This is a genomic window from Polaribacter uvawellassae, assembly GCF_039748955.1.
GTDB classification, from domain to species: Bacteria; Bacteroidota; Bacteroidia; order Flavobacteriales; family Flavobacteriaceae; genus Polaribacter; species Polaribacter uvawellassae.
The window spans coordinates 560,532-576,544 of record NZ_JBDIZN010000003.1; the positions used below are offsets into that span (position 1 = coordinate 560,532).

Sequence of the window (16,013 nt, forward strand, 5' to 3'; positions counted from 1 at the left end):
TTTAAATTTTTGCTTTTTTTGTAATCAAGTTGAGACTAAAGTATGACTAATTTTTCATATTTTTCTGAATACTGATTACTAATCGTTGATTTTACTTTTAATTTATAAATATAAACTCCTTTCCCTAATCGGTTACCAAAATCGTCTAAACCATTCCAATTGATACTTCTAGATAAATTTCCAGTAGTTTGAATTGTTCTATTTATTGTTTTGATAATTTTACCCGAAATGGTAAAAATTTGAACTTGCACCTCTAATGGTTCGTTTGGTTTGTTATGATTAAACCAGAACTCGGTAAAATTAACAAACGGATTTGGATAATTTAACACATTATCTAACACTAATCCGCTATCGCTAACAACCATGAAATTTAACGTAGCTTCAGAAGAATTATTATATGTGTCCCAAGCTTTTATTTTTAGTGTGTGGTTTCCAACCGATAAATCTCGTAATTGATATACCACTTTTCCTTTTGTAAAATCGTTTAATTCGGTTTCGTAATAATCGTTTAGTATAATTGGGTTTGCTTGATCACCATCTAAAATTGCAACAATATCATGATCTATCGAAGTTATTGACGTATTTATTCCGCTTACATCTGATAATGACACGATTAAATTAGGAGATGAATTTGTGTTTCCGCCTTCAATAAAAGATTCGTCATTCATAAAAATTGACAATTCAGGACCAACAGTATCATTTGTTGCATTAGGGTTAATTCCACCAACAACAACATCAAAATTTGCTCCAGATTTATCTTCTTTTTCATCAGATGCATAAAAGCTTAATTTCCCTTTTCCGTAAGCAACTTTAATATCTTTTGGCACAATAAAATCGAATTTAAAAGTACCGTTTGTAACACTAGATTTTCCTCTAAATAATTTACTTTCTCTAGAATCAAAATCCATTTTAATTCCGAAATTATTATTATCCAACGTTGTTTTAAGTATTGGCTTGTCAAAAACTGTTGTAGATAAAGTACCGTTAAAATTGGTTAAAACTTGATTTACATCATCAGTAACAACTCCTTCAAAACTCACTTTAGACAATGCTTTTAAAGTATCTAAAGATTGAGTAATGTTGATGCCATTCATTTTGGTAATTTGAACATTTGGTTTCGGAATTGCCAATTTCATTGCTGGATCACCTAAATAATAAATAAAGAATTTCTGAAAACTAGAAAATCCATTTTTTGCTGCCATCAAAGATTCAGCAATAGATTCATCTTCACCATTAAATTGTAATAAGATTTTTAACAAACGTTCGTTAAAATTTTGTCCGGTAGAAATAAAAACCTCTCTTGTTGTTGTAATTAAACTTACTGCGCCACCATTTTTGTTCCAAAAAATTAACTCACCAGCAGTTGTTCTTAATGGATTATCGAACCTAGAAAACTCACAAGTTACCGTAATAAATAAAGGTAATGTTTTTGGATTTTTTAAACTTTGTATTTGCGGAACTTCTAAAATTCGTTCACTTGCAAAACCATCTTCACCGCCATGACCAAAATAATCTAACATTAAAGTTCCTTTTTCAATAGCATTTGTTAGGGCAGTATTTACTTGCGGATAACGTTCGCCACCAGAAGAATTTTCTTGTTTATATGCATCCGCGTAAATTTTATTGATATTAAAAATTGGTTTATGTTTTTTAATAGAATCTGCAATTCTTTCAACTCCAGCTTGTAAAGTTTCTTCTCCTATTGCATCAATATCATCTGCGACCAACGTAATTGTATTTCTCCAATCACCAAAAGAAGCTGTATTGTAATAGCTTAAAATTTTATCTACAACTTCAGTTGCTTGTTGAACAGTAGAAACCGGAATTCTACCAGAAGCAACATCAATAGTATCTGATGTAAACATTAATCCTTCATTTGGGTCTAACATTACAAAGTAATCGTCTGTTACATAAGAAGTTGCTAAATTAAAACTCTGAGACGATTCAAAAACAGGAACTATATTATTGTTATCTATAATTCTATCTTTATAATCATAAGAACCATCGCCAAAAAAACATACATACTTTAATTTGCTCGCTGCATTTGTGTTTGTATCGTAAACTCGTTTAAGAAAATCTCTAACAGCAGTTATATCTGGTGAACCAGAACCAAATTCATTATAAATTTCTGAAAGTCGAACTACTTTTGTTGATAATCCAGAGTTATCTTGATGATAATCTGCCAATCTTTGTGCTTGTCCAGATAATTCATCATTTGTTATAACAATATAATTCACATCTTTTAACCCTCGTAAATTTTGATTTTTTACTAACGGATTATCACCTACTTCTGGAATAAAATAATCGGATTGATTTATAGCGATATATTCGTTTAAAACTCCACCATTTGCTTTAAATGTAAAATTATTTCCGTTAGATGAATTCGTTATTTTCTTAGGGTTGATAAAATCAGTAACATCCCAAAGTTGAGAAATATTTGTTGCATTTTGTATTTGATACTCTACAATTCCGTTTGTTTTAAAAGCCTCAAAACTTCTGAACGAAAACTGTTTTTCGTTAGCAACTAATTGTTTTTTTCCAATTACTTCTATATAATCTAAGTATGCTTTTGCACCTGGATTTCCATTATTATTATAGGTAATTGAAACGTCAATAGTAGAAGAATTTACATTAATTGTTGAAGAATTAAAATTTGGATAACCCAACGTTAATGAACCGCTTGTTACACTTGGGTAACTAATAGAAAACGCATTCTGAGTATTAACTACTACACTCATTGTTGATGACAAAGCAGAAATTGCTGCGCCTGCAACTTTAACTTTTATTGGGTAATTCGTGTCAATTGTACTAAAATCTAAGTTAAAGTTCTGAACATTTTCTACACTAAAATCTTCTCCGAACCATTGGGTTCCAATAGCAAATAAACTTCTAGTTTCTTTTTCATAAAACACAAAATCATCAAAGACAGAAATTGTTTTTGTAGCAGGATTTGTATTTGTTGGTAATTCTGAAATTCGTTTTCCGTTCGTTTCTGCTATAGTTAAAAAATAATATGCTTTATCAGAAAAAATATTTTGGCGATGACTTGCTGTTTCTAAATTCGGATTTAAAATCCAATCGTGTGGTCCTTTTGCATAAAAGAGTATAAAATCACCCGAATCAAAAGTCCCGTCATCTTCACCTTCAATATAAATTGCATTTTCTTGTAAATCAGCATATCTAAAATCGTTATTTTTTTGCGGCAACATTGCACCGCCGTTTCCGTAAATTCTAATATTTTTAGGGTTTAGATTTGCAGTGTTAATACCCATTTTTTGCAATACAGAAAAATCAATCTTAAATACACCTGTTGTATCCACAGAAAACTTATACCAATTACCGTTAGACAAAACAGAATTTGTAGTTTGTGTAAAACTTAAGGTGCTAAAACCAAAAAGTACTAAAAAAAGGAATTGTATTTTTCTCATTTCTTAATCAAAATAACGCTGTAAAGTTTACGATATTTTAAGCTAATGCAAGAATACTTATAATAAAGCTAAAAAACAATCGTTTATAAATTGAATAATTAAGATAGTCTGTAAAAAAAGTTAATTTTCTTGTTAGAAAACATTATTATTGTAAATTGCAAGGCTAAATAAAAACCCTAATAAATTTAAATAAGATACATGAAAAACTTATTGAAATTTTCTTTCTTAGTAATTGTTAGTTTAACGCTTACTAATTGTAAAACTTGTACAGAATGTACTTCTTCATTAACTGGTTGGAAATTTAACAACCCAGATTATGGAAACTATATAAAAGGTAAATCTTTTGAAGGCTCTAAACCACCTAGTGGAATGGTTGCTATTGAAGGTGGAACTTTTACTATGGGACAAGTACAAGATGACGTAATGTTTGAATGGAACACAACTCCTAAAAAAATGCACATCCGTTCTTTTTATATGGATGAAGCAGAAGTTACAAATGCAGAGTATATGTTGTTTATGCAATACACTAAAAATGTGTTTCCGCCAGAAGACCCAAAATACAAACATATTTATAATTCAGTTTTACCAGACACTTTAGTTTGGAGAAAAAGTTTAGGAAATACTGATTTATTATCAGAAAACTATTTACGTCATCCAGCATATGCAGATTATCCTGTTGTTGGTGTAAGTTGGCTGCAAGCAACTCAATATTGTAAATGGAGAACAAATGCTGTAAACTTAAAAATCTTAATGGACAAAGGTGTTATAAAAAACATCTGGAAAATGGATTCTATTGATTTTAAAGGCAAAAACACTTTTGATACAGATGTTTATTTAGATAATCCTTATGCTCTATTTGAAGGTGATTCTACAATTTATAAAAAAGGATTACCAAGTAATATCAAAAGAAAACCTGGAGATCCTAGACCAGAAAGAGGAGCATTTACTGGAAGACAAGTAACTTCTTCTGATGGAATTTTAGCGCAAAAATATCGTTTACCAACTGAAGCAGAATGGGAATATGCTGCAAAATCTATTATTGAAACCAGAGAATACAATAATCTTAAAGGAAGAAAAAAATATGCTTGGGCTGGAAAATACACGAGAGACAAATCTAAAAGATATAAAGGAGATCAATTAGCAAACTTTAAGCAATCTAAAGGAGATTATAGTGGTTTAGCTGGTTGGAGTAGCGATGGTTCTGATATTCCTATTAAAGTTAAATCATATCCGCCTAACGCTTTTGGTTTATACGATATGTCTGGTAATGTTGCCGAATGGGTTGCAGATGTTTACAGACCACACATCGATGTTGAAGCAAACGATTTTAATTATTTTAGAGGTAATATTTTTACTAAAAAGATGATTAACAAAGATGGTAAAGTTGTTATTGTAGACGAAAACTCTATTGAATATGACACGTTAGATAATGGAAAAATAATTCCGTTATATTTACCAGGAAGTATTAAATATGTTCCGATTACAAAAGATGAAATCTACATGAGAAGAAATTACGGTGTCGCTGACAATTCTAATTTAGGTGATGGTGACAGAAATTCTTCAAGATTTTATCAATCAGATTTAACACAATTTGCTAACGATCCAGCAATGTACAATTCTCCCAAAACACCTAGAGATGAAAGAGATAGCATTGGAAACATTGTTAAAAAATATGACACAAAATTTAGATCTACTTTAATTGGTGATAATACAAGGGTTTATAAAGGTGGTTCTTGGAGTGATAGAGAATATTGGCTAGATCCAGCACAAAGGAGATATTTACCAGAATACATGTCTACAAACTTTATTGGTTTTAGATGTGTTACAGATAGAGTTGGTCCAATGACTTACCAAAGAAGAACTGCAAGAAGCGCAAGAAGGTAATTTTTACTTTTCGAAAAAATATTAGACCTCATTGTATGTTTTTACAGTGAGGTTTTTTATATTTAAAATATGAATATTGAAACTTTATACAACATTTATTCTCAACATTATTTAGTTGATACAGATTCTAGAAAAATCAGAAAGAATACTATCTATTTTGCCTTAAAAGGTGAAAATTTTAATGGAAATATTTTTGCCGAACAAGCAATTTCTAAAGGCGCAATATTTAGTATTGTTGATGAAGAAAAATACGCAGTTAAAGAAAATATTATTTTAGTTGACAATGTTTTAGAAACATTACAGCAACTATCTAACTATCACAGAAAAAAATTAGGTACTCCTATAATTGGTTTAACAGGAAGTAACGGTAAAACAACAACCAAAGAATTAATCAATGCAGTATTAGAAACTCAGTTTAAAACCACAGCGACAATTGGTAATTTAAACAATCATATTGGCGTTCCGTTAACATTGTTATCCATGACACCAAAAACAGAAATTGGTATTGTAGAAATGGGCGCAAATCATCATAAAGAAATTGAGTTTCTTTGTTCTATTTCTAATCCTGATTTTGGCTATATTACAAATTTCGGCAAAGCGCATCTAGAAGGTTTTGGAAGCCTTGAAGGTGTTGTTGAAGCAAAATCAGAATTGTATGAATATTTAAAAAATAATCATAAAACCGCATTTATAAATACAAATGATGTAATTCAGGTTGATAAAACAAAAAACTTAAATACAATTCCTTTAAGCAATTCTATACAATTTATTGACGCAAATCCTTTTGTTAAGATTCAGTTTAAAAATCAAATCATTCAAACCAATTTAATTGGTAGTTATAACTTTAGTAATATTTCAGCAGCGATTACAATTGGACACTATTTTAAAATAACAATTGAGCATATTAAAAAAGCTTTAGAAAATTATGAGTCAACAAATAATAGATCTCAAATAATTAAAACAAAAAATAAGAATACTATTATTTTAGATGCTTATAATGCAAATCCAACTAGCATGAAATTAGCTTTAGAAAATTTTAAAGCGATAGAATCTGACAATAAAATTGCAATTCTTGGAGACATGTTTGAACTCGGTAAAGAAAGTAATAAAGAGCATCAATATATTAATGAGTATTGCACCGAATTAGGATTAGAAAATGTCATTTTAGTTGGTGAATTATTCAATAAAACAACAACACATTTCACCAAATTTCAATCATTTGAATTATTGCAAAAATATTTAGAACATGAAACTATTGAAAACCATCATATATTGATAAAAGGCTCAAGAGGAATGGCTTTAGAAAAATCACTAGATTTTATCGATTGATTTTTTCTTTATGATATTTTACCAAGTTATCAATTGGTCTTTGAATGATTCCTGTGATTTTTAAACCATATTTATTAGCAACAACTTCTAAAATGTCTCTAAAATAGAATGCAATAGATCCTATAAAGTATATTTGAGTTTCAGAAGGTTTCTTTAAAGGTAAAATTCTGTATTTAAAAAAGGTTTTAAATCCCTTCTTAATGATTTTTCGAATGTATTTTTCATCTTTATATTCAAACATAAATTTAGCAAAACCAGCTAAATACATATTTGGATTTTCTTGTCGATATAGATTAAACTTAACCGTATCAACATCTAAATTAAATTCGTTTTTAAATTTTGTAGCAATCGTTTTAGGCATTGTTTCGTAATAAAAATCTCTCAATAAAATTTTACCAAAATAATTCCCGCTTGCTTCATCCATTATTGTATAACCCAATGATGCTGTTTTCATTTCTAAATTTTCTCCATCAAAAAAACAACTGTTAGAGCCAGTTCCTAAAATACAAACTATAGCTGGTTTTTCTCCAGAAGTTGCATAAACAGCAGCTAGCATATCTTCTGCAACAACAACTTTAGCCTTTATAAAAATAGATTCTAATATATCCTTTAAAATTTTAACAGGAATTGGCGTTCCACATCCAGCACCGTAAAAATGGATTTCTGAAATTTGTTCTTTAACAGTTATTAATTCTGAAGCAGCTAAAATTCTTTTTTGTAATTCATTCTCTGATACAACAGCAGGGTTTAAACCAAGAGATTTAACTCTAAAAACTTCTTTTCTATTAGCGTTTAGAGCGATCCAATCAACTTTTGTAGAACCGCCATCAGCAATTAAAATCATAAAATTTAAATAATAAGGTTTTCAAATATATTATAACAAAACCGAATAAGCAATGATATAAAAGATTAGATTTAGATTTATAAAAATTTATAGAGACAATGATATATTCTCTTTTGCTTTAAAATTGTAAATTTGCTTTTAAATATGTATTAAAATGTTGTTTTTAAAAAAGAAAAAAATCCCTTTAACAGAATTGTTTCCAGAAGGTTTTGTTGATATTCATTCTCATTTATTACCGGGAATTGATGATGGAGCAAAAAACTTAAAAAACTCTATAGAATTAATAAAAAAAATGAGTTTTTATGGAATTAAAAACTTCATTACAACTCCGCATGTTTTAGGAGAAATTTATCCAAATAGCAGCTTGATCATCAAAGAAAAACTTATTGAAGTTCAGACTGAATTAAAAAGGCAAAACATTTCTGATGTTACAATTTCTGCAGCTGCGGAATACATGATGGATGAACAGTTTGTTCAACTTTTAGAAAAAGATGATATTTTAACATTAAAGGATAATTATATTTTGGTTGAAATGTCATATTTCAATGCACCATTTAACTTGTATGAAATTATTTTTGAAATTCAACTAAAAGGTTACAAGCCGATATTAGCACATCCAGAACGTTATAATTTTTTTCATACAAATTTTGACAATTATTATAAATTAAAAAAAGCTGGTTGTTTATTTCAATTAAACTTATTATCGTTAACTCCACAATATGGAGGAGCAGTACAAAAAGTAAGTTCAAAGCTTCTACAAGAAGGTCTATATGATTTCGTTGGTACAGATACTCATCATTTAAAACACCTTCAATTATTACAAGAAATTGGAGGAAAAAAAATTAAAAAATCTATTTCTCATTTATTAAAGAACAATATGAAATTTAAATAAAAAAGAGCAACTTTAAGTTGCTCTTTTTTATTTACTAAGATTTATTAAATATTTTTTTATACCAAGGTTTTTCATCAACAACATATCCATAACCATAACCACCATAGCCATAGCCATAACTCCTCTTAGGGTCTGTGTCATTTAAAACCATTGCCATATTTGGTAACCGTTTTTCATTATACAATGTTTGAGGAACAGCTAACAAACGTTTGTCAAGGTAATTAGCCCTAGCAATATACATAAACATATCTGCATATTTTGCTATTAATAATGTATCTGTAACTAAATTTACTGGTGCTGTATCTACAATAACATAATCATAATCATCCTTAATAATTGTAAATAAGTTTTCAACTCTTTTAGTCATTAATAATTCTGCAGGGTTTGGCGGAACAACTCCTGAAGAAATTACATCTAAACTTTTAATTCCGTTAATGTTAAACTTCAAATCATCTAATAATAAATTATCATCAGTAATATAATTTGTTAATCCTTTTCTATCTGGAATACCCAAATACTCAGTTACTTTTGGCGCTCTTAAATCCATTCCCATTAGTAAAACTTTTTTGCCAGAAAGAGCTAAAGAAGCTGCAATATTAATAGAAATAAAAGATTTTCCTTCTCCACTTGTTGTAGATGTAATAAAAATAGTATTAGATTTATTTTTGCTACTAGCTAACATAAAATCTAAATTGGTTCTTATCAATCTAAATGCTTCAGCTGTACTTGAACGAGAGTCATCACCACCAATAACAATTTTATTTTTCTCATCAGATTTTGGAATGTCTCCTAAGAACGGAATAGATAAATTATCTTCTAAATCTTTTTTATTATGAATTTTTGTATCAAAAAGGTTTTTAAGATATATAATAGCAAATGGAATTAATCCCCCAAATAATAATGCCGCTAAATATATAATATTTTTCTTTGGGGAAACTGGTCTTGTACTTCCATAGGCTTTATCAATAATTTTAGCATTTGCTACAGTTACCGCCAATGAAATATCAGTTTCTTCCTTTTTCTTTAATAAATAAGAATATAATCCAGAGATAATTTCTTGTTCTAAACGAATATCTTGTAACTCCAACTCTTGCATTGGAACTCCAGAAATTTTTGATTTAATTTTAGCATCTTCTTTTTCTAATTGATTCAGTTTTAACAAAATTCCTTTCTCAGAATTTTGCAAACTTTTATTTAAACTAGATTTTAAACCATCTACCTGTTCTGTTAAATTAACAACAATAGCATTAATTTTTGTTGCACCCGTTCTAATAGCTCGTTTTCTTTCGAGAATTAATCTATTGTACTCAGAAATTATTTGTGCTATTGAAGCATCATTAGGAACCAAACTAGCTGGTAAAACTTCCTCCTCTTTTCCTTCTTGATTTTTTAATTCTTGATTTAATGATTGTATTAAAGATAAACTGATTTTTGATTCGATAATTTGTTTATTATTTTCAGTCAGAATCGTTAAAATCAATTCAGCTTCTGCTTTTATATCCGTTAATTTATTATCTACTTTAAAGTTTTTTAAGTTATTATTAATGCTCTTTAATGTTATCCCAATTGTATCTAATCTTTCATCAATAAAATTCTTAGTCTTTTCAGAAACTAGGTTTTTATCTGTAATAGCATCTTCATTATACAAAAGGATTAATGTATCTAAAAAATCTTCAGCTTTATTTTTAACCGCATCATTTAATGTTAAGTCAATAACACTTGAATTCTTATTAACTGGAGTTATACTCACTGCTTTTTGATATGAATCTATCAAACCATTTAAAGGTTTAACCGTGATTTTAATTTCTGAATTTAAAAAATTCTCCTGCGACTTAGAATTATTAATAACCTTAAAGGTCATTTTATCATTTTGTATAATTTTATTAAATAAATTTGTACTTACCTCATCACCTGATTCAGATATTAATTTAAATTCAGTACTAGTAATAGGTAAAATTTTGAGGATAGTATCTATTTCATAAAACATTGAATCTTTTTTAACAACATCTATTAAAATGGGTGATTTTTTATTGTACAGTTCTGATTCTTTAACTCTTCCACTAGAAAAATAAGAAACTGTATAGTTTAACCTCTTAATAACATCACCAATAATTTTTCTAGATTTGATAATTTCTATTTCATTATCAATATTGTTAGTAGATCCTCCTAAAATCCCTAAATCTTCAAAAGCTTTCATTTCCGCAGAAATTCCACCTTTCTGATTTTCTTTAATTAAAATAACTGCCTTTGCACTATATTGTGGAGTTGTATATCTTAAGTATAAAAAAGCTAAAGTTATTGACAATATCCCACCTAAAACAAACCACTTCCAGTAGATTAGATATTTTTCTATTTCTTCCCTAATATTTAATGTATCGTTCTCAATATTAAGAGAATTATATTCTTTTTGTTTTTGCATTTTTTATCTAGTTAAAATAGAAATTAGTGAAATCAAAACAGATGCAACAGAAATATATAAACCTGTGTTTTGATTATAGGATGCCGACTGAACTTTTGATTTGTTTGGCTCTACATAAACAACATCATTTTGTTGTAAATAAAAATAAGGTGAAGAATAAATAGTATTTGATTTTAAATCAAGTGTTTTCGTAAGAATTCCTTCATTCGTTTCTCTGATCACTTTAAAAACTCTTTCTCCTGTAATGTTTAAATCTCCAGCTAATGCTAATGCATCTAAAACAGTAACCCTTTCATTTGCTATTTGAAAAGTTCCAGGGTTTTTTACGTCACCCATAACATTAATTTTAAAATTTAAAATCTGAATGTTTATTTGAACTTCTTCTACTTGTGGTTTTATTTTTTCTTTTAATTTCTGAATCGTTTCAACTCTTGTTAAACCTTCTACTTTTATTTTTCCAATTACAGGAAAATCAATTTCTCCATTAGTATCGACTAAATAACTTTGTTGCTTAGGAATTCCATTTACAGTATTAGTAACGGCATTGTATGCAACTGTTGGTAAATTAAATTGCTTTACAATTTCCAAATTTTCAGCAGAAACATTAATTGTTAGTAAATCATCTTTTTTAAATTTTAATGCAAAATTTTTAGCATTTTTATGCATTACCTCTAAATTACCTTGAAAATAAACAACATTCTTCTTTGAAACACAAGATGTTAAAGTAAATATAAAAATTATTAAACTAAGAAAAGTCTTTGTCATATTAATGTGTTTTTTTTTGCGAAAATACCATAAACAATGTTAATTAGCAACAGTAATATCTAATTTTTCATATACCGAATTGTTAGATATATATTCTGGAACTAATTCTTTAATGATACGAACTGTTTTTTGGCTTTTTATTTTTTGATTTTCTACACATAGTTTCTCAATTTGCTGAATAGTTTTTTCAATATCTAATTCCTGAGTTTTTGCTATCATTATTTTTTCATGATAGGTAGAGATGGTGTTTTCTCCAGTTGCTAATAATTCTTCATACAACTTTTCTCCAGGGCGCAAACCTGTAATCTTAATGTCAATATCTTCTGGATATTTTAATCCTGATAAAAAAATCATCTTTTTAGCTATGTCAAATATTTTAACCGATTTCCCCATATCAAATATATATATTTCTCCTCCAACTCCCATTGTTCCTGCCTCTAACACCAATTTACACGCTTCTGGAATCGTCATAAAATAACGAGTAATGTCTTTATGTGTAACTGTTAACGGGCCTCCATTAGCTATCTGTTTCTTAAATAACGGAATTACGGATCCATTAGAACCTAATACATTTCCAAAACGCGTAATTGTAAATCTAGTTGTGTTACTTTTTTTACTCAAACAACTGATATACATTTCAGCTACTCGCTTAGTCGCACCCATTACATTTGTTGGGTTTACGGCTTTATCAGTTGAAACCATTACAAATCGCTCAACATTATATTTAAGTGATAAATCTGCTATTGTTTTTGTTCCAATAACATTCACTTTTACAGCCTCACAAGGGCTTTCTTCCATTAGAGGCACATGTTTGTAAGCTGCTGCATGAAATACTTTTTGAGGAGAAAGCTCTTGAAATAACAACTCCATTCTTTTGTCATCTCTAACATCAGCAACAATAACTTTAAAATTTTGAATTCCGTTTTGTATTAACTCTTGCTGTAACTCATACAAATCAGATTCTGCTTGATCTACTAAAACAAGGAGCTTGTGCTTGTATTTACACAATTGCCTTGATATTTCACTTCCAATTGAGCCCGCAGCACCTGTAACCAAAATAATTTTATCATTTAAATCTCTCTGTAAAATTGGATTATCAATAATAATTGGCGCCCTATCCAGTAAATCTTCAATCTTTACATCTCTAATTTGATTTGCATGTAAATTTCCATCAATCCAAGTAGATAATGGAGGAACAATTTTAACTTCAACATCAAAAGGGATAAAGTAATCCGTGATTTCAAGTAATCGATCTGGTTTTACATTTTGAATTGAAATAATTATTTCATCGATATTGTTTTTCACAATAAAATCAGATGTAATTTTATTTAAACTAAAAATTTTAATTCGATCAATTTTTTTATTGATTTTACGGGTGTCGTCATCAATAAAACCTACTACTTCATAATTATTCTTTGTATCTCTGTTTAATGCTCCATAAGTAATAATACCAGAATCACCAGCTCCATAAATCAATACATGTTTAACTTCCCCTAATTCAGTAGTTAGAACCTCAAAAAAAGCTTTAAAAATAAATCGACTCAATGTTAATATAAATATATTAACTAAATAATGAATAATGATAATTGATATTGGTATTGTAAAATTTGGAAAAAAAATAAAAACCCCATTAAACATTATAACAAAAAAAGTAAGAGTTGTTAATAGCGTAGCAGCCAAAAATACATTAAACACATCTCTAGTACCTGTATGCCTTATAATCCCTTTATAAGAGCCAACGATCAAAAAACTAATAAGAGATAGAATTATTATTAAAGGTATTTGTAGAATTAAATTTTGTGTATCAAAATTAAAGCTAGCATTAAAACGAACAAAATAAGCAAACACAAAAGAGATACTAACAGAAATAATGTCAATTATTAAAACCAGCCATTTAGAAGCGTACCTATTTATCTTCTTTAAAAAAAAATGTTTAACCATTCTCTATTTATTTTTTAGCTAAATTACGATAATTTATGATTTATTATTATTAAACCTCTAAAGAATTGAATAAATGTAAAAAACAATGTTAAAAGTTTAAATTATCAAAACTTTAAAAATGCCTACTAAAAAAAAGAGTTTGAGAAAACTATATTATAAACTAAAACAACCTATTTATAGATTTCCTTAAAAGTCTTAAGAATAATCCCCATATCTTTTAATAAATTACTTTGAGTAATATACTTTAAATTTATTTCCAGTTTCTTAGGCATGATATAATCAATATAAAATTGATTTGGGTTTTTATGTTCTGATAGAATTTTATTTTCATTTATGAATTCAATTGATGCGAGACTTGTAATACCGGGTCTAACACTTAGTGTCTTCATTTGAACTTTAGAATACAAATCTACATACTTTCTAACTTCCGGTCTTGGCCCCACAAAACTCATATCTCCTTTAAAAACATTAAATAATTGTGGAAGTTCGTCTAATTTATATTTCCTTAAATAATAACCAATTGAGGTAATTCTTGAATCTCTATCTCCTATGGTCAATAATCCCTTTTTATGTGAATCAACCTGCATGGTTCTAAATTTAAATATTTTAAAATCCTTATTATCTCTACCGACTCTTGACTGTTTATAAATTGGAAAACCTTTAGAATTAAATCTTATTAAAAAAGAAATTATTAAAAAAAACGGACTTAAAAACAGAATTCCTATAGTCGAAAAAAAAACATCAAATAGCCTCTTCATCTATAAAACCTCTAAACCATAATTCTAGATTAACGATAGCTCTTAATTCTCTTGTATAATCTTGTTCGCCGTTTAAATGTTTTTTTAATATGGTTGATAAATAGTTAATGTTAAAAATTTCTCTACTTTTTAAACTATCACTATTAATAACTTCAGAAACATAATCTTTAAGGTGAGTTTTAAACCATTCGCCAATAGGAACAGTAAACATTTGTTTATCTCTATAGACTATATTTTCTGGTAAATATTTTAAAGCAAACTTTTTAAGAATATATTTAGTTTCACCATCTCTTAATTTAAAATTTCCACTTAAAGATTGTGTTAGTTCAAAAAGTCTGTAATCTAATAATGGGCTTCTAGTTTCTAATGAATTTGCCATTGCCATTTTATCTGGTTTAACTAAATTATTACCAGGCAATAACTGTTTAGTATCGAAGTGAAGTATTTTATTAGTAAAGTCCTTTTTATCAACTTCGTTAATAGTAGATTGAAAAATTTCAAAAGGAATTTTATAATTCACCTCCTTTTTAAAAGTTGGAGTATACAATTCTTCAAATTCATTATCATTTTTAATTAATGAAATACTGTCAAAGTATTCAATTTCTGATTTATCAAAAGAATTAAAGTATTTAGTATATCCTGCAAACGCTTCATCACCTCCATCTCCAGTAAAAACCAATTTATAATCTTTAGCTGCAAATTTTGATAAAATATAAGTTGGTATAAATGAAATATCTCCATGAGGTTGATCATTGTGCCAAGTAGTAGTGTTCCACAAATCAATAATATTACTTTCTAAAATATGAATATTATTATTTAAGTCATAAAGCTTGGCTACTTCTTTTGCCCAATTTGACTCATCAAATCTTTTTTCTTTAAAACCTATTGAATAGGTGTCTAAAGAAATGTTAAACTTTTTTTTAGTCATTGCACAGACTAAACTAGAATCTAAGCCTCCGCTTAAAAAAGCTCCAATTCCTACATCGCTCCTTAGCCTTATTTTAATAGCATCAGTTAAAATTTCATCAATTTTTTCAAACACTTCATCTTCATCTAAGTTTTTAAATTCTTCTTTGTTTTCGATACTCCAATATTCTGTTTCTTTATTATTTAAAGATTTAGTATCTATTTCTAAAAAACATCCAGGTTTTACATGTCTAACTTTAACAAAAATTGTTTCTGGAATCGGAATATAATTAAACTTTAAATAATTATGTATGGACTGTTTGTTTATTTTCTTATCAAAACCATCTAGTTTAAGAAAGGTTTTCATTTCAGATGAAAAATGAATTTCATTTTCATTTTCATAAATATAAAGCGGCTTAACACCTAACCTATCCCTTCCTAAAATAAGCTTTTCCTTTTTTTTATCGAAAATTGCAATTGCAAACATTCCGTTAAATAGCTTAAAACACTCAGTTCCTTTGTACTCGTAAGCTCTTAAAATAACTTCAGTATCACTATTTGTAATAAAGCGAAAACCTTTTTCTCTTAGAATGTCTCGTACTTCAATAAAATTATAAATCTCCCCATTCTGAACAACTATTACATCGTTTCCTTCGTTATAAAATGGTTGTTGACCATGTTGTACATCTATTATACTTAATCTTGTGTTTAAAAGACAAATATTATCTGAAAAATGGTATCCATTTTCATCAGGTCCTCTATGATTTAAATTTTTTATTGTATTTTTTATATATTTTTCTTCGTTAATTTTTTTAAACGAAACAAATCCGGCTATTCCACACATAAT

The 16,013-nt window shown here is 28.1% G+C and carries 10 protein-coding genes; 3 read left to right on the top strand and 7 right to left on the bottom strand.

The genetic code is table 11. The features are described 5' to 3' along the window. Positions 1-35 precede the first annotated feature (35 nt). A complete protein-coding gene (gene porU / locus ABDX67_RS09770) occupies positions 36-3,428 on the bottom strand; it encodes a type IX secretion system sortase PorU (RefSeq protein ID WP_347174830.1) in 3,393 nt (1,130 codons plus the stop codon). A gap of 198 nt (positions 3,429-3,626) precedes the next feature. Here porU and gldJ point away from each other — a divergent pair, with 198 nt between their 5' ends. Both gldJ and ABDX67_RS09780 read left to right on the top strand, forming a co-directional pair. Beyond that, complete coding sequence (gldJ, locus tag ABDX67_RS09775) at positions 3,627-5,312, top strand: gliding motility lipoprotein GldJ (RefSeq protein ID WP_347174831.1); 1,686 nt, start codon at positions 3,627-3,629, stop codon at positions 5,310-5,312. A gap of 69 nt (positions 5,313-5,381) precedes the next feature. Continuing rightward, complete coding sequence (locus ABDX67_RS09780; RefSeq protein ID WP_347174832.1) at positions 5,382-6,641, top strand: UDP-N-acetylmuramoyl-tripeptide--D-alanyl-D-alanine ligase; 1,260 nt, start codon at positions 5,382-5,384, stop codon at positions 6,639-6,641. Here the strand turns inward: ABDX67_RS09780 and ABDX67_RS09785 are convergent. Beyond that, positions 6,631-7,485, bottom strand: a complete 855-nt coding sequence (locus tag ABDX67_RS09785) for an N-acetylglucosamine kinase (protein ID WP_347174833.1) — start codon at positions 7,483-7,485, stop codon at positions 6,631-6,633. The two genes, ABDX67_RS09780 and ABDX67_RS09785, sit on opposite strands and share 11 nt — an antisense overlap. 154 nt (positions 7,486-7,639) lie before the next feature. On the opposite strand from ABDX67_RS09785, the gene ABDX67_RS09790 reads away from it, so the two are divergent. Continuing rightward, positions 7,640-8,377 carry a tyrosine-protein phosphatase gene (locus ABDX67_RS09790; RefSeq protein WP_347174834.1) on the top strand — a complete coding sequence of 246 codons (738 nt, stop codon included), beginning with the start codon at positions 7,640-7,642 and terminating at the stop codon, positions 8,375-8,377. Between the two features lie 34 nt (positions 8,378-8,411). Here the strand turns inward: ABDX67_RS09790 and ABDX67_RS09795 are convergent, their stop codons facing one another. From ABDX67_RS09795 to asnB, 5 genes are all read right to left on the bottom strand, one after another. Then, on the bottom strand, positions 8,412-10,796 hold the full coding sequence (locus tag ABDX67_RS09795; protein WP_347174835.1) for a GumC family protein: 2,385 nt from the start codon (positions 10,794-10,796) through the stop codon (positions 8,412-8,414). 3 nt (positions 10,797-10,799) lie between these two features. Further along, positions 10,800-11,561 (bottom strand): polysaccharide biosynthesis/export family protein, encoded by a 762-nt coding sequence (locus ABDX67_RS09800; protein WP_347174836.1) that lies wholly within the window; start codon positions 11,559-11,561, stop codon positions 10,800-10,802. Positions 11,562-11,600: 39 nt separating this feature from the next. Beyond that, positions 11,601-13,502: a polysaccharide biosynthesis protein gene (locus ABDX67_RS09805; protein ID WP_347174837.1), complete on the bottom strand. Its 1,902-nt coding sequence runs from the start codon at positions 13,500-13,502 to the stop codon at positions 11,601-11,603. A gap of 170 nt (positions 13,503-13,672) precedes the next feature. Further along, positions 13,673-14,260, bottom strand: a complete 588-nt coding sequence (locus tag ABDX67_RS09810) for a sugar transferase (RefSeq protein WP_347174838.1) — start codon at positions 14,258-14,260, stop codon at positions 13,673-13,675. Continuing rightward, positions 14,244-16,010, bottom strand: a complete 1,767-nt coding sequence (gene asnB, locus ABDX67_RS09815) for an asparagine synthase (glutamine-hydrolyzing) (RefSeq protein WP_347174839.1) — start codon at positions 16,008-16,010, stop codon at positions 14,244-14,246. The genes ABDX67_RS09810 and asnB overlap by 17 nt, the downstream gene beginning before the upstream one ends. Between the last annotated feature and the right edge of the window lie 3 nt (positions 16,011-16,013).